This window comes from Veillonella magna DSM 19857, from assembly GCF_000428745.1.
GTDB classification, from domain to species: Bacteria; Bacillota; Negativicutes; order Veillonellales; family Veillonellaceae; genus Veillonella_A; species Veillonella_A magna.
Genome location: NZ_AUAN01000003.1, coordinates 81,688 through 98,566, shown reverse-complemented (window position 1 = coordinate 98,566; position 16,879 = coordinate 81,688). Strand labels below are relative to the sequence as shown.

Genomic DNA, 16,879 nt, shown 5'->3' with positions numbered 1-16,879 from the left:
TAGGTGATCCTATGACAAACAAAATAACTTCACTCGCTAACCCCCTTGCATCCCCAGACTCCACTTCCGTAACAGTTTCTACGATTGAAACTCTTTGTCACCGTCTCGGCATTCCTACCGTTGGTATTGCACCATGGCCCTTACCGGCCGACGCCAAAGAACATCTCTTCACGAATGAACCTTGTCCCTTCACGGCCGGTACCCTCGAAGAACGCTTGCAAGGCGGAACGCACCTGGTAACACCGCGCAGTGCTATCGTCTGCCTCTTTCCTTATTACATGAACACGCCCGCAAAAACAACATCCAACATTGCCCGTTATGCTTGGGCTGATGATTATCACCTGGTCGTAACCGACTATCTGTCTCGCCTTATTGACCAACTGCGCCTAATAGCACCGGAAGCAGAATTTGAAATTCACTGTGATACTTCGCCATTAGCCGATCGCTATATGGCCTACTTGGCCGGACTTGGTTTTTATGGCAAGAACCGCGCCTTAATCAATCCTACTTGGGGTACCTATACCAACATCGGCTCCATCCTTACCACGCTCCCCTTAGAGCCGGCTACTCCCATGACCCGAAGCTGCCTCGGCTGCAATGCTTGTATACGTCACTGCCCGGGACAGTCCTTAGGCGATAAAGACTTCCACTTTCATACCTGCAAAAGTTATGTAACACAAAAAAAAGGCGACCTTACGGACGATGAAAAAAGTATCATCCGCAAGACGCCGTTAATTTGGGGTTGTGATGTATGTCAAGAGGTATGCCCGCACAATCGCGGAATTCCGGAAACACCGATTCCCGAATTCCGCCGAATACAGGCTCGTCTTGATGTATCCGAAGTGGCCCCTCTCAGCAATCGAGAGTTTAAAAATGCCTTCGGTCATCGCGCTTTTGCTTGGCGCGGGAAAAAAGTGCTACTGCGAAATCAGGAAATACTGGACACCTAATCGTATGCCCTACTACGAATCCATTCTTTCCTTTTTATTTTAGTCAGTCATTCTTCAACTCATCCAAAGAGCATCCCATAGCCGGTAAGTAGAGTTCCATAAAGCGATGTACTGCCGGTAGTTCCATTGCCATCAGTTTATTGTAAATCGAATTATATGCATCATCAAATTCATCGTTTCCCGCACGACGTTCGATGATGCACTTCATAAAAGCGGCCAGAGTATCCGCAGCCTTTAACAATCGCCGGTAACTCTCTTCTACCGGTTCGTCGATAACCTGTCGATATTCGTCGCGCAGCGATACCGGCAACGTACCGACGAGTAAATTTCTTGCTCGTCGCTCAATATCACCGTATAAGCTACGCAGCTGAGGATCAAAATATTTTATAGGTGTCGGCATGTCACCGGTAAAAATTTCACTTACTTCATGGTACATGGCCAGCACCGCCAAGCGGTTAGCATCCACCGGTACAAGATTCGTCGCAGCTATTTTTTCGCCGATCTCGTTGTCCTCTGTCGAGGTTTCGGTCTTACAATCTGCAGGTAAATTACGCAACCATTCATTGTGAAGCAACGCCAGATTATGTGCGATGAACGCTGTTTCCAAGCTATGTTCCAAAATATTTTCTTCTTCCGTGTTACGCATCAGCCCCCACCGACGGATATACCGCATGCGATGTAATAAGGCAAAAAAGGAGTGCTCTTTCATTTCTCTCCTCCCACGGTAGCAAAACCGTAATCCAAAAGGGCCGGTGCATCACTCCACCGGTAGTCATCATTGAGAAGAACGGCAATCATTGTATGACCGTTACGGGTAGCCGAAGCCACCAAACAATCTCCGGCGGCTTCCGTATACCCTGTCTTTAATCCATTGGCACCGGGATATTTATTGCGGATAAACAGATTTGTAGTACGCACCGTTTCCGGCGCACGGTTTTGATAAGGTATCTTGTAATAGTCATTGGCCACATAATCGCGGAACATAGGAATTCGCATTCCATAGGCAGCAATACGAGCTAAGTCCCGCGCCGTCGTATGATGCCCTACCTGTGTTAATCCATGAGGATTTAAGAAATGACTGTGTATTGCTCCGGCTTCGGCAGCTACTTTATTCATTTCTTCCGCAAAGGCCTCTACGGAACCGCTTACATTTTCCGCCACTACTACAGCCGCATCATTACCACTGGCTACCATCATACCTTCCGCTACAGCCTGTAAGGGCAATTCATCACCTACGCGCACGCCTAACACCGAAGGCTCCATGGAGGTGGCGTACGGTGTAATGGTCGCCATTTCATCCATCCGTGTACCTCGTAGCTTTAACGCCGTTAGGAGCGTAACCATCTTTGTCGTACTGGCCGGATGCATCCATTTATCTGCATTGTGTTCATATAAGATGCGCCCGGATTCAGCCTCGATCAACACCGATGCTTCCGCATGCACTGTCGGCACCGGCAATGTCGGCGATGGCGTTGCTGTTCCCGTCTCGGTTTGAATACGAGCACGCAAATCGATAGGACCGTCAGCGGCATATACTGTTCCCGACAGCGCCGTGCCGCACAGACTTGCTACCACTAAGCCTGTGACTATTGTTTGTTTCCACATACTCCTTCATCCTCTCTTTTCTTTTATGGAAGCCTTCGTTTCTCCGTACTGTTTATTTTCGACCACAATACCATATCACTTGGTTATTACTTACCACTAGTTTTTGCTTGACGGCGTTTGCAACGGAGACACCGATTCATCGATACCGGCCTTCGGATAATCTGCAATATGCACTGTCCGCTGTGGGTACGGAATGCTAATGTCATGTGCATCGAAAGCATCCTTTACGGCAGACATGGTATCGTAAAAGACGGCCAAATAATTTTCATTTTTAATAAGCGGAAATGCCGCAATGCGTACGGAATTATCCCCAAATTCTTTAATGCCGATTTCCATATGCTCTGCATTTAAAATGCGTTTATCTGCTTGGAAAAGTTCACGCAATACCGCAATTGCCTGATGATGGTCGTTTTCATACGCAATATCAAAAACAAAAGGAATATAGCGGGTGTCTCCGTAAGTACTGTTCGTCACTTGCGATGTAGTCAACATGGAGTTCGGAATAAAAATAGTCCGCGACTCTTTAGTAACAATAGTGGTACTCATAAATTGAATGCTCGTTACCGTACCGGATACATCATTAATCGTAATCCAATCACCGGCTTTGAATGGTTTAAAAATCAGAATGAGTAAACCGGATGCAAAATTTGATAGATTATTTTGTAAAGCCAAGCCTACAGCTAAACCTAACGCACCAAAGGCAGCCAAGAAGGAATTTGTCGGGAAGCCTGCCACACCTAATGCCGTCATCAGTACAATAATCAGAATACTATAGTAAATAATTTGTCCCACAAAGGAAATAACCGTATGGTCATAGTTAGCCTTGACCATCATACGATCAGCAATATTCTTAATGACCCCGGCAATATATCGTCCGATGATGAACACCACAATCCCCATCACCAGCGAAGGACCATGCGCCAACGCAAAATCCTGTAATTTGTCGATGTAATTTACCCCTTGATGAACCTGTTCCTTTACATTGTCGGCAACCGTCGTCGCTGACGCGCTGGCTAATAACATAAACGTCTCCTTTCCGCGATACCCTAATGACAAACTATATAAAAACGAGTAAGATAAAAGTAATACAATATCTACTATTATACATCATTTATACAATGACGCGAGGTATTAACAATGCAAACAAATCCCTACACGGCTCCTGCCGAGCTTATCACCGGAGGTCGTGTAACAACCACAATAAATTCTATTACGGTAGACTTTGATACGATTCACTACGCTATCTGTACCGGTCCTTTACACGGTGGCCTGCACCACGTCATGGCCGTACGCAATCAGCAATTGGCCTTCTTTGTAGAAACAGAAAAGGAATTACCCGGTGGCTCTGCGGCTAACTACTTAGCCGCAGAATTTGAGCAAGTCGACTTGCCCGTCAATTTCTGTTCCGGTCTCTTAACAAGTGCTTCTATGGAAAAACATGCGTATGCCAAAGTGGAGCAAGGCTCGGTTATTGTAGAAGTAATTGCTACTGCCGGCTTTGAAGCTACCGCTCATCGCGCCGGCGACGGCTATCTTTACGAAGAAGCCGATGGTTCCTTTCATAGTCCGGGTACTATCAATTTGCTGATTTTTACCAACAAAGCTTTAACCGATGGTGCCATGGTACGCGCGCTCATCACGGTAACGGAAGCTAAAGCAGCCGCCGTAGCCGATGCCGGTAAAACGAGCGTAGTCACTCACAACATAGCTACGGGTACCGCTACGGACGGCGTAATACTCACCATTGATACCGGCGGTGAAATTCTTACCGATGCCGGCACCTTCTCCCTTTTCGGAGATACATTAGCCAAAGCCGTCCGCCTTGCCTTGGCTCGTTGCGTGGAAAATTTAAAATAGCAAAAAGGGAGGTATCCCGTATATGAAAATCAAGTCTTATGAATGACATGATTTCGACACGGGTTGCCTCCCTTTCACTATTGTTAATACGTACCAAACATAGATTGCAATTCATCGACATGTCGCGTTTTCGTAAGTCCCAACATGAGGAGAATACGCGCCTTCACCGGCGTCAATGTATCTGCTGCCACCATACCGTGTAGGCTATCGTTTTTCATAGGCGATACCATGCCATGCCCTGTTTTGGATGCACGCACAATCGGAATAGTAAGCGATGATAACTGCGATTGTATGCGCTGCGGTATAATCCCGTGGCCAAGACCGGCCACTACTAAGCCGTCTAAACGCTGGCTAAGAGCCGCTGCTACAAAATTCTCTTTAATGCCGCCATACAAATACAGAATTTCAACCTGCGGCAATGTCTGTTCGCCCAGGCGTGCAAACTCGCTATATTTCGTGTGTCGACGCAGCGGCTCATAGTAGTAAAAAGGAATGCCATCCTGTACCAGTCCCATATGCCCAAAATAATCGTTGCCGAAGGTAGCCACATCCGTAGTGTGCAGCTTTGCCACTTCGCGAGCACAATCCAGGTATCCGTTTAATGCTACGATAATTCCCTTTCCCCGGGAAGCCTCGGACCGTACCGTTTGTACTGCCATCAATAAATTCAGCGGCCCATCGGCACTGATGGCCGTAGCCGGTCGCATGGATCCCGTCAGTACCACAGGTTTATCCGTGTCCACCGTCAAATGAAGAAAATATGCTGTTTCCTCCATACTGTCCGTACCATGTGTAATCACAATACCTGCCACCGTATCATCATCGACATAACGCTGCACCGTTGCCGCCAGTCGCACCCAATGTTCTACCGTAACGTCCGAGCTATCTATATTGGAAAACTGTTCACACTCGAACGGTCCGTACTGCATCAAGCCCGGCACTGATGACAACAAGGACTCCACCGACAATTCGCCGGCATGATACCCCGTCAAATCCTCAGCCGCTCCGCTACGGCCGGCAATCGTTCCGCCGGTACCGATAATAATTACTTTTTTATCATAAGTCATGCCCTCTCCCTACCTTTCTGGCTATGTCACCATATAACGAAGCACCTACTTATACGGTGTACAATCATACGAGTATATGTAGCCTCAGTATTATTTTCTATTATAACAGGTATCAACCTCTCGTTGTATACTGAAAATTAATGTCACAAAAAGCTCGTAATGTGGTATAGTGAAGATGTATCTATTAAGGCGTTAGTCATATATGGCCGAGATGCAGGTGCTATCTACGTGATATGCCATGGCATATATAGACTACGTTCACACTACACATCACAAAAAGGAGTAATTACTATGGACGCAAACAAGGTAATAGAATATTTTAAAGCAATGAACCAAATTCCGCGTGGGTCCGGCAACGAAAAAGCTGTCAGCGATTGGCTTGTACAATTTGCCAAGGATCGCAATCTGGATGTACTACAAGACGAAGCCAACAATGTTATTATTCGCAAACCGGCTACAGCCGGCTATGAAGATCGACCGGCTGTCATTCTGCAAGGCCACATGGATATGGTCTGCGAAAAAGCGGCTGACTCCACCCATGATTTTACTAAGGATCCTATCGAACATATCATGGACGGTGAATGGCTCCATGCTAACGGCACTACCTTAGGTGCAGATAACGGCATTGCCGTAGCCATGTCACTTGCGGTCCTCGATTCCGATACAATTCAGCATGGTCCCCTGGAATGCTTGTTCACCACTGCCGAAGAAACCGGCATGGATGGTGCATTGGCCGTAAAAGGAGAAAACCTTCACGGTCAATATCTTTTAAATATCGACACCGAAGTGGAAGGTGAATTCATCGTCAGCTGTGCCGGCGGTTGCCGCGTAGAAGTAGACGTACCGGCTGAACGCGAAGCCTGCCCGTCTTCTTATGATGCGGCTTTAAACCTTTATATGGAAGGATTACTCGGCGGTCATTCCGGTATTGAAATCCACAAAGAACGCGCCAATGGCAATCAGGTGTTGGCACGTTTACTCTTAGATCTTCGCCAACAGTTTGACTTCCAGCTTGCCTTCTTTGAAGGCGGTACAAAACACAATGCTATTCCGCGCAATTCCCATGCGCAAATCGTTCTTAAATCCGCTGACGTCCCGGCCGTAACCGAAGCACTCACCGAAGCTGCCGCTCAGTTCCGTCAGGAATTTACACCGCAGGATCCGGATATTTCCATACGCATCGAACCTACGGACGTACCGGCTGAGGTATATACCATCGAAACAGCACAAAAACTTATTTTCTTCCTCTATCTTGCTCCGAATGGTGTATTCGGCATGAGCCACTCGTTGGATAATCTTGTAGAAACCAGTAATAATCTGGCCATTGTCAAAGATAACGGCGCTACACTATCTGTTCTCATTTCCATCCGCAGCTTATCCGAACACGCTCTTACATACTTAACCGGCAAAATTACGCTCTTAGCCCAGAGTCTCGGTGCCAAGGCAACGGTAGCAGGCGGCTATCCGGCTTGGGAATATTCTCGTGGCAGCAAGCTGGAAGAACAAGCCATCGCCGTATACAAACAAGTGACCGGGCATGAACCGACCGTAACCGCTATCCATGCCGGCTTGGAATGCGGACTTTTAAGCGCTGCGTTACCAAATACGCAGATGATTAGCTTTGGGCCTACTATCACGCATGCCCATACACCGCAGGAACGTGTCAGTGTTCCTTCCGTGGAACGCATGTTCACGTACCTCGTTGCTCTTTTAAAAGAACTACAATAAGTAATCACTGCTACACGATATAACCGTATAGCCAAAAACATAACCACAAAAAGAAGGGAGTATATACCCATACCCCCTTCTTTTCTTATGCTTTCATCCATGTTAGAATATCATTGTAAACAATTTATATGTATGCTATCAGATTCCAGTAATTCCCCATAGCAATGCATATTGCTTTCATTTTGACAGTATACATTTCAAATAATTTTTTCCTACCTAAATTACGAGGTGATACTATGCATACATTAACAGATACTGTAACGTTACCCAATGGGGCTACGCTTAAAAACCGTTTGGTTATAGCACCGCTCACCGTATGTCTAAGCGATGCTAACGGTTATGTAACACCGCAAGAAGTTGACTACTATGCATCCCGCACCGGTGCTGTCGGTATGTACATTGCCGGATGCTCCTACATTCAACCTAACGGTCGCGGTTGGCTCGGTGAAGAAGCAATTTACGACGACTCATTCATTCCCGGCTTATCAAAAATGGCTGCCGCTATGAAACGGAACGGCACTAAAGCTATTATGCAAATTTTCCATGCCGGTCGTATGGCAGAGGCTGATGCTATCTTCGGTCATGATCTCGTATCGGCCGGTGATGTAGCTGCCCCTCTCAAAGGGTATCGCACGCCTCGTCCGCTAACCGAAGAAGAAATTACGGATGTAATTAAAAACTTTAAGGCCGCCACAATCCGTGCCATCAAAGCCGGCTTTGACGGTGTAGAAATTCATGGTGCAAACAACTATTTAATTCATCAATTCTTCTCTCCCCATTCCAATACGCGTACCGATCGTTGGGGCGGCTCCTTAGAAAAACGTGCTGCGTTCCCCTTGGCCGTAGTAGAAGCTGTACTCTGTGCTGCCCGCGAAGCCGGTCGTAAGGATTTTATTGTTGGCTATCGTTTATCGCCGCGCGAACAATGGACACCGGGGATTACACTGAAGGACACCTTATATCTGGTAGATAAACTTGCTTCCTTGCAGTTGGATTATCTGCACATTTCCCAAAGTCATATTGGCAGTGTAGCTACCGAACAGGGGTATACGGATAAATCCATCCTTGCCTACATCAACGAAACCGTGAACGGTCGCTTACCGATTATTTCCGTTGGTAACATTCAAACTCGCAGCGATGTGGAAGAAGCCTTAACGAACTCTGATATGGCGGCCGTAGGCGGCTCTGCCTTAATCGATCCAAACTGGGCTGCTAAATTATTAAACAACCACGATGCAGCCATTCGCACTAAGCTTGCGCCGGAGGATTGTGAAATTTTAAAGGTCTCCCCTTTAGCCTATAAAATTCTCTCCAGTCGTGCACCGGAACGCATTTTGTAAATACACACATCCCATAGAATAATAGAAGTCCTTCAGTACTATGCTGCAGGCCTTTTGTATCTCCGCTCCATACCCAAGAAAATATCGCATAGAAAAATAGGCTATCATCACTATTTAAGGGTGCCTTCGCAAAACCGGCTCCCCAAAAGTGATGATAGCCTATTTACTATGTTAAATTATTTTTTTATAAACATTCCTTTAGTCGCTGTCCGAATACAATAAAATACGAACAACGATGCGACTATAATAATCGCTTTTGAAATATCATTCAACTGATCAGAGCGATACATGGCCAATGAATAAAAGAACACCGCCAGCAGGGTTGTTACATACGCTACAATAAAACGACATGTATCAGCCATATGGCGATTAGTCGCCAATGCCTGTTTCCGCAGTACCCAATAGCCCCCGCCGATGATCACCGCCAACAGTGCCAATCCGGCCAATAGAGTCACCCCATAGTCCATATAAAACAGGTACGCCAAAACGACATACAAAATTTGTAATACGACGCGCACCGCTACACCTACTGTATCCTTTACTACCGGTATAGCTTGCTTGCGTTGTTTCTTTTGCTTCATTACCAAATTCGCTCCTTAAAAAAACATGTGGGATGTATAAATCAGGCGCAATGCCAATGCACCGACCCCAATGGACAGTACCATTAAAATGGAGGTTGCCTTCATGCGCTTAGAAATCTGCGCACCCAACTGGGCTCCGAAAATGGCACCGATACTGCAAGGAATCCCTACGGCAAACTGGATATGACCAAATATAAAATGAGATGCTACCCCCACCATAGTCGATACTGCCAAAATAAAATGACTCGTCGCCGTTGCCATATGCGTAGGGAATCCCATTAAATAAATAAGCGCCGGCACGTGAATCAATCCACCGCCGATACCGAAGATACTGGAGATAAAACCTACAATAGCACTGATACCTATCCCCAAGGGTTTGTTATAGGTCAACTCTTCACGAGTCAGCTTTTCCTCCTTGCGTTCGCCCTTCTTCCAATTCTTATACCCGATAAGTACCGACATACACAAAAGGAATAGCCCGAACCAGAATCGGAACGTCATTTCATTAAAACTTCCCGATGCCTGTGCACCGATGTACGATCCAGGGAAGGTAGCAATACTGAAAATAATAGCAGCGCTATATAATACCTTCTTTTGTCGTACATATGCCCACGAACCGGATATGGCATTACACATAACCGCCAATAGGGATGTACCGACTACCATCGCCGGTGACCAATCCGGAAACATATATAAGAACACCGGTACAAAAATAATTCCGCCGCCGGCACCGATTAACGTGCCTAACGCAGCCACTACTACGCCTAATGCAATTAACTCGATAATTTCTATCGGCGATACACCAAGCCCCATTACTGCAGCATCCATATACAATCCTCCTTTTCACTCAATCACTCGCACACTTGTTATCAGCTGTATATGGTTATTAAATTGTATTTTGATTATACCATAAATCACTTGCTATAATATCTTATCTTTTCTTTATTGAATACTTTTACGGAATGCAACAAGGCATGTCTGCAAAACAAGAGGCTGTAACGATTTGAGATACACAACTCTATGATGATACCTTCACTACTATACGCTACAGTCTAATAAAACATGCCGTATACATAAAAATCGAGGAAAGCTGCTCGAGTATATCGACTACGATTGCGTGAAATATTTTTTCGCCTCCTCCAGCCTACCGCGACGACATGAAATATACAACTCATCACCGGCCTCCAGCTTAGTATCACCTAACGGTACCAAGTGCATGCCGCGCCGGGCAATGCTGACGATGATTGTTCCTTCCGGCATATTCAAAGTACGTAGCTCTTTACCTGTAATGCCGCTGACAACAGGAATTTTCGTTTCAAAAAAAGTTTGCACTGCATCTGTTTTTTCTGCCGGACCGGCCATCATTTCCAATAAGGAATCATAAATCGGTGCTTCCTTGCATAATTCGGCGGTCAAGTATGCTACGATAGCTACCGTACCGACGGAATATATACTATGAAAGCTGTTCGTCATCTCCAACACTAACAGAATCGATAGTAATGGTGTACGCATAGCCGCAGCCAACATGCCTCCCATGGCGCAGATGACAAAATTTCCCAAATAGGCTTGATCCATCAATCCTGCCGTAACCAAAACAGCTTGTACCAAGGCTCCAGCCGCTGCACCGATAACAAGCATCGGTAAAAAAATCCCGCCTTGTGCACCACTGCCATAGCACAACGCAGTCAGCAAAATCTTACCTACCACAATGCCTACCAGCAGCCACAATCCCAAATGCTCTGCCGATAGCTGTCCTACCAAATCATTGCCGCCTCCGAGAAGCAGTTGTGAATCATAACCAATCATGGTCACCACCAAGAAGGTAGTTATAATTTTCACCGTACCGCTGGCTGACCAACGGCCGAATAATTTTTTCCCCCACAAAATTGTGCGGTTAAACGCCACCCCGATAAGTCCCATCACCACACCGAGAAGTAATAAATAGGAAAAGGACGACAAGGGAAGTCCCGTCATAACCGTAAAGCCTAACGATGGTTGCAGACCAAAAATAGTACTGGTAACGAAATTAGACATCAGCGCCGCTGTAAAGGTAGGAATTACCAACATGGGATAAAAACTTTTATGCACCTCCTCAAAAACAAAGATAGCTCCCGATACCGGAGCACTGAAAGCCGCCGTTAAACCGGCGGCTGCCCCTGCCGAAGTGAGGATTCGTTCCTCGCGAAGAGGACTTTTAAACCAATAGGCTAAAATTTTTCCTACCGAACCACCCAGTTGCACCGACGGACCTTCACGACCGACAGAAAATCCGCACAGGCCATTAAAGATTCCGCCTAAATACTTGGACACTAGCGTACGATATGGATTCATATCAAAGATACCCATCATTTCACCTTCGATTTGAGGAATCCCGGACCCGCCGGACAGCGGTGCCCAGCGTAGTAGCTTCGCACAAATCCAACCTAAGATAATCATGAGCACTACCCAACAGCTTATACTGAGCCAATCCGTATTCATCATGTACACACGGCGTACTTCCTCACCGTAATGAATAAAATAGCGAAAGGTAGCTCCGAAAAAACCGGCGGCCATTCCCACCAAGGCACCCTTAATTACCAACTGAATGATGGTATAAATGTCCATATTATTGTATAAGTCATTCGTATGATGACTACGAAAAAAATTTCTGATTTTAAACTGCATCCGATACCACTCCTTTGGCTTCTATTGTAGCCTATTTACGAATATGGCACCAGCTATAATTTCCCCCATAATCTCTTCAGTAATCTCAAAATAAAGCGCTGAACTATTTATCTACCACCTTAAAACTGAACACATCCGGTCGAGCATAATGCCCACATACATCAAACTCCATTTTGCTACGCGGAATTTCTTGCAAGTCTAACTCCGCATACAAAATTTCTTCTTTGTCCCATACTGGCTCTATCACATAGTGTCCATAAGGATCCACAATACACGATCCCCCCCGGCAAACTATTTCATTCAAAGCGCCTATACGGTCCTGCTCTAACAATTCCCCAGGATATGAAGAGCGCCGAATAATCATATCACTATTTATAAAGTATACCTTTCCTTCCAATGCTATATGTTGTATCGTGGATTGCCATTCTGGATTATCATTGGTATTTGGTGAAATATATAATGTAATTCCCTTTTCATACAATGCCATTCGAGCTAACGGCATATAGCTTTCCCAACAAATCAGACTCCCTACCGGACCCCATGGAGTATCCATAGTAGGAAAATAACCACGATCCGCATCCCCCCAGACAACGCGCTCAGTGCCGGTTGGCTTTAATTTTCTATGCACAGAGTCTAAGGTCCCATCTGCCTTGAATAATAGATTCGTATTATAAAGTGTCCCTGTAAGGCCGTCTCTTTCTGATACCCCTATACTAATATATATATTGTACTTACGAGCATACTCTCCTATTTTCTTCGTTTCTTCTCCCGGAACAATCAGTGACTGGTCATAATATAGCTTCCAATCCTGACGTCCACTTTCTGCTCTACTCCCAACCGTAAAACCAAATGTCATACCAAAAGGATATCCAGGTATAAACAACTCTGGAAATACAATGAACTCCACTCCATGAGAAGCTGCTTCTTCTATTATCCCCAGTACTTTTTCAAGACCTTTTTTCTTATCAAACATAACAGGCTCCGCTTGTACGACAGCTATTTTGCACGTTTCTTTTAAATCACGCATGTTTCTCAACACCTTTCTTTTTCTTGTAAAGATCTACTATATCCTCATCATAATCCCATAATGGAACCATTCCTTTAACCATCTGTTTTTTGTAATCAACAAGAGCAAATTTTACATATTTTGCTAACACGAACAACGCTATCACATTAAAAAGTACCATGAAAGCACCGCATAAATCTGCCACTTCCCATAACGATACAACAGGCACTATAGCTCCTAAAAATACTAATATACATGCGAATACCCGATAACCGTGAATAATATTTTGTCGATTAGAACATAACCAGCCAATATTTATCTCACCATAATAAATATTTGAAAGCAGTGTCGTATAACCAAATAGCAACATAGCACCAGCTACAATCCAGTCGCCCCAACTACCGAAGGTTCCAGAAAACGCTTGTTGTGTCAAAGTAATCCCTACTGCACCGCTATTCAAGTCAACGGATAACAAAATACAAAAAGCCGTACTACTGCAAACTACTATTGTAGTCATAAATACCCCTAGCATACCAGACAATCCTTGATTAACTGGATGTTTTACATTAGCTGCCGCATGCATAGACGGAGTTGTTCCTGCGCCAGCATCATTACTAAATAAACCGCGTGCTACACCATAACGAAATGCTTCTTGCATAGAATAACCAAAGAGTCCACCGGCTACCTGTTGAGTACCGAAGGCCGATTCTACTATTACCGAAAACATATATGGTATTTTCTCATAATTTAACATCATAACAACTAACGATAAAGCAATATAGGTAACAGCCATAAATGGAACAATATAGGATGCTACCGACGATAACCGCTTTATACCGCCAAAAATTACAAGCCCAACCAGAATAACAAGCACTATACCTATACACCATGACGGCAAAAATGCGGTGTTACTAAAAGCACTAGCAATCGAGTTACTTTGAATCATACACCAAATGCCACCATTGCCTAAAATAAGCGATATGGCAAACAGAGTAGGCAGTACTTTATTGTTCATACCCTTAGACATATAATATACCGGACCACCGCGATAGGTTCCATCACCATTAGAAACACGGAATAGTTGTCCGAGTACTGCCTCCCCAAACATAATAGGCATACCCAAGATAGCCGTCACCCACATCCAAAAAATTGCCCCTGGGCCTCCGGATACGAGCGCTGTCGATACTCCTACCAAACTACCTGCACCAACTTCAGAACCTACAGCAGCACATAATGCGCCAAAGGCCGACACACCGCTATTATCTCTGCTGGCTTTCCATAAATTAGGAATCAAAGAAAAAAATATCGTACTTGTGGTGCTTTTAAAATAATTGTATAAAACAACCCACATAGTAAAAGAATACCGGCTATCAACCATCCCCAAAATATTGAATTCAATGCGACAACAAAATCCATAATATAACCTCCTATCGAAGTTTTCTATAGATTATCCCGTAATAGCGCCACTACATCTAATAAACATATGTACATTTGTTAAAAACATGATATCATATTATTAGTTATTCATAAAACGAAGATACAACATATTCCATATCGATTATTTCTATAAGAAGGTGATATTATGGATTCTCGTACCATAGAAACTTTCATACATACTGCTGAATCCGGGAGCTTTAGTAAAGCCGCGCCTCGACTAAACTACGCACAATCAACCGTAACTTCTCAGATAAAAGCACTCGAAAAAGAATTAGGTGTAGAGCTCTTCACGCGCACTGGTAAAAAGGTGTCACTATCTAATGCAGGACGTCTTTTTCTACAGTATGCTTACAACTATCGTTCTTTAACAACCGATGTATACCATCGATTCAATTCTGAAAGCCGTCCTATTGGACCTGTACGATTGGGCCTCCTTGAATCTATTGCTGCCTCTCCCTTCATGAACACTATCTATTCATTTTTACATGATAATCCCAAGATTAATATTACTCTAATTATTAATACTGTAGGTGAAATCAAGAAACTCCTCCTTCAAGGAGATTTAGACTTCGCTATTATTCTAGACGATGCTATAATTCATTCCTCAATTATCCCTCTTTACACTAAAAAGACTCCAATTATATTTTTTGCTTCGGATCAATTATACCTACCAGCACAACCTATTAAATTATTAGATTTATCTAAATATCCTTGGATACTCACAGAAAAGGATTTAATTACAGACGAAAACTTGAAGAAGTCTTGCAGAGCAAAAAACAATATATAGTTCCTCGCTTAGAGGTTGGTTCCACACAAGCTGTCATACAAGCTGTTGAAAAGAATTTGGGTATCTCACTTTTGCCGGAATTCGACTTAAACGATGCATTTCTTACCCATAAAATTATCCCTATTGTTCCCATTGATTATACTATGGTCATGGATCTTCAAGTGCTCACCTTAAAAGGCCACTGGTTATCACCTGCTACCACCCTATTAATCAATTACCTCATTGACGCTTTATAAAAAGCTATACACAAATAAAAGACGGTATGAGATGAATGTAATTGCATTCATCTCATACCGTCTTCTTTTATTCTATCTTAAATGTTATTGCCAACTATCCTACTTACATATTCTTATTTCTCCGTTTCCACCTTCGGATGATGGTACACAGGCACCTTGCCTTGGCGACGTCGATCATAGTCACGAAGAATATGTTTTATTTCCTTGCGAAGTAAAATAAGAGCAATCAAGTTCGGGATTACCATAATACCGTTGAAGAGGTCACTGAGACTCCACACGAGATCTACCTTTCCCAACGTACCTACGATGATAAAGAGCAATACCAATACGCGATATACCGCCACCCCTTTCGGCGATGTAATGAGGTAACGGATATTGGACTCACCGAAATAATACCAGCCGATGACCGTAGTAAACGCAAAGAACAATAAACAAACAGCAATAAGCTTCGGTCCCACATCACCAAAGGCAATTTGGAAAGCTTGTTGCGTTACCAACGGACCATCAAGACCTAACTGATTGGCACCGGTCAACAAAATAATTAATGCCGTTGCCGTACAAATTACCATCGTATCTACAAACACACCGATGAACGCCGTAAAGCCTTGCAATACCGGATGTGCTACTAAAGCGGTAGCATGCGCATGCGGTGTGGAGCCCATACCGGCTTCATTCGAGAAAAGACCGCGGGCGACACCAAAGCGAATTGCTTCCTTCATGGTAACCCCCAGTACACCACCGCCGATGGCTTCCGGATTAAAAGCGCCTACGATAATATGTTCAAACATCGGTCCGATTTCCGATCGATACGTCACTAAAATAATAATGGCCAACACAATATAGATGAATGCCATAAAAGGAACAACCAACTGAGCAACGCGAGCAATGCGACTGATACCACCGATAAAAATCAATCCGGCCAATATAGCAATAATCACGCCCACGTATAACGGATTGATATCAAATGCATTCTGCACGGCCGATGCCATTGAATTGGATTGCACCATGTTGCCGATAAATCCCAATGCAATAATAATTGCTACTGCAAAGAAGCCTGCCATGAACCGTGCCGTGCCTTGTCCAACAATACCGGCAAGACCCTTTGAAATATAAAACGCCGGGCCACCGATAAATTTACCGGCCACCTCTTTGCGATATTGCTGCGCCAGCATTGCTTCGGCAAAAATAGTACTCATCCCGAACAAGGCACTGACCCACATCCAGAAAATAGCACCGGGACCACCGGCCATGATTGCCGTAGCTACACCGGCAATATTACCTGTCCCTACCTGCGCCGAAATAGCTACTGCCAACGCTTGAAACGACGAAATGGAGTGACCGTCACGATCCGTCAGATGCTCCTTGTATAAACGACCGAATACCTGACGCACGGCCGGACCGAATCGAATCAGCTGCGGACAGCCCAAGTAGATAGTAAAAAATACGCCTACTCCTACCAAGGCGTAAATTAATACATATCCCCACAACACATCATTAACTCCGTTTACTATGCTCTCTAGCATATGCAACACCTCTTTTTCTCTAAATACCCTACCTATTAGGCACATTCTACCACAGCTCCGCCTGTATGTCTATCTACAAAAATCATTTTTCCATTTAT

The 16,879-nt window shown here is 44.5% G+C and carries 15 protein-coding genes and 1 pseudogene; 5 read left to right on the top strand and 11 right to left on the bottom strand.

Features of this window, described 5'->3' with window-relative positions; all coding sequences use genetic code 11:
• Positions 1-11: 11 nt before the first annotated feature.
• Entirely contained in the window at positions 12-950 is a 939-nt protein-coding gene (locus G344_RS0100435; protein ID WP_083963024.1) for an epoxyqueuosine reductase, read from the top strand.
• A gap of 43 nt (positions 951-993) precedes the next feature.
• On the opposite strand, the gene yfbR is transcribed toward G344_RS0100435, so the two are convergent.
• From yfbR to G344_RS0100420, 3 genes are all read right to left on the bottom strand, one after another.
• Positions 994-1,659, bottom strand: coding sequence for a 5'-deoxynucleotidase (yfbR, locus tag G344_RS0100430; RefSeq protein ID WP_028254463.1), 666 nt, complete (start codon positions 1,657-1,659; stop codon positions 994-996).
• Entirely contained in the window at positions 1,656-2,555 is a 900-nt protein-coding gene (locus G344_RS10340; RefSeq protein ID WP_083963023.1) for a D-alanyl-D-alanine carboxypeptidase family protein, read from the bottom strand. Before G344_RS10340 ends, yfbR begins: the two co-directional genes overlap by 4 nt.
• A 96-nt stretch (positions 2,556-2,651) precedes the next feature.
• Entirely contained in the window at positions 2,652-3,578 is a 927-nt protein-coding gene (locus G344_RS0100420) for a mechanosensitive ion channel family protein (protein WP_028254462.1), read from the bottom strand.
• A gap of 114 nt (positions 3,579-3,692) precedes the next feature.
• Between G344_RS0100420 and G344_RS0100415 the strand changes: the two genes are divergently transcribed.
• Complete coding sequence (locus G344_RS0100415) at positions 3,693-4,412, top strand: adenosylcobinamide amidohydrolase (protein ID WP_028254461.1); 720 nt, start codon at positions 3,693-3,695, stop codon at positions 4,410-4,412.
• Between the two features lie 83 nt (positions 4,413-4,495).
• On the opposite strand, the gene G344_RS0100410 is transcribed toward G344_RS0100415, so the two are convergent.
• Complete coding sequence (locus G344_RS0100410) at positions 4,496-5,479, bottom strand: asparaginase (protein WP_028254460.1); 984 nt, start codon at positions 5,477-5,479, stop codon at positions 4,496-4,498.
• A 291-nt stretch (positions 5,480-5,770) separates the two neighbouring features.
• Between G344_RS0100410 and G344_RS0100405 the strand changes: the two genes are divergently transcribed.
• Complete coding sequence (locus G344_RS0100405; RefSeq protein ID WP_028254459.1) at positions 5,771-7,207, top strand: aminoacyl-histidine dipeptidase; 1,437 nt, start codon at positions 5,771-5,773, stop codon at positions 7,205-7,207.
• Between the two features lie 236 nt (positions 7,208-7,443).
• The gene (locus tag G344_RS0100400) at positions 7,444-8,547 is read left to right on the top strand and encodes an NADH-dependent flavin oxidoreductase (RefSeq protein WP_028254458.1); all 1,104 of its coding nucleotides are present in this window, start codon (positions 7,444-7,446) and stop codon (positions 8,545-8,547) included.
• A 176-nt stretch (positions 8,548-8,723) separates the two neighbouring features.
• Here G344_RS0100400 and G344_RS0100395 read toward each other — a convergent pair whose 3' ends face one another.
• The 6 genes from G344_RS0100395 to G344_RS12185 form a co-directional block, all read right to left on the bottom strand.
• Positions 8,724-9,128: a hypothetical protein gene (locus G344_RS0100395; RefSeq protein WP_028254457.1), complete on the bottom strand. Its 405-nt coding sequence runs from the start codon at positions 9,126-9,128 to the stop codon at positions 8,724-8,726.
• Positions 9,129-9,143: 15 nt separating this feature from the next.
• On the bottom strand, positions 9,144-9,941 hold the full coding sequence (locus G344_RS0100390; protein ID WP_038154626.1) for a sulfite exporter TauE/SafE family protein: 798 nt from the start codon (positions 9,939-9,941) through the stop codon (positions 9,144-9,146).
• Between the two features lie 294 nt (positions 9,942-10,235).
• Entirely contained in the window at positions 10,236-11,792 is a 1,557-nt protein-coding gene (locus G344_RS0100385) for a ClC family H(+)/Cl(-) exchange transporter (RefSeq protein WP_051245607.1), read from the bottom strand.
• Positions 11,793-11,895: 103 nt separating this feature from the next.
• Positions 11,896-12,819, bottom strand: a complete 924-nt coding sequence (locus G344_RS0100380) for a carbon-nitrogen hydrolase family protein (protein WP_028254454.1) — start codon at positions 12,817-12,819, stop codon at positions 11,896-11,898.
• The gene (locus G344_RS10335; protein WP_211219538.1) at positions 12,812-14,092 is read right to left on the bottom strand and encodes an alanine/glycine:cation symporter family protein; all 1,281 of its coding nucleotides are present in this window, start codon (positions 14,090-14,092) and stop codon (positions 12,812-12,814) included. Before G344_RS10335 ends, G344_RS0100380 begins: the two co-directional genes overlap by 8 nt.
• A complete protein-coding gene (locus G344_RS12185) occupies positions 14,089-14,214 on the bottom strand; it encodes a hypothetical protein (protein WP_277352579.1) in 126 nt (41 codons plus the stop codon). Before G344_RS12185 ends, G344_RS10335 begins: the two co-directional genes overlap by 4 nt.
• A 166-nt stretch (positions 14,215-14,380) precedes the next feature.
• On the opposite strand from G344_RS12185, the pseudogene G344_RS10330 reads away from it, so the two are divergent.
• Positions 14,381-15,258, top strand: a pseudogene (locus G344_RS10330) (LysR family transcriptional regulator).
• Positions 15,259-15,371: 113 nt separating this feature from the next.
• On the opposite strand, the gene G344_RS0100365 reads toward G344_RS10330, so the two are convergent.
• Positions 15,372-16,781, bottom strand: coding sequence for an alanine/glycine:cation symporter family protein (locus tag G344_RS0100365; protein WP_038154593.1), 1,410 nt, complete (start codon positions 16,779-16,781; stop codon positions 15,372-15,374).
• Between the last annotated feature and the right edge of the window lie 98 nt (positions 16,782-16,879).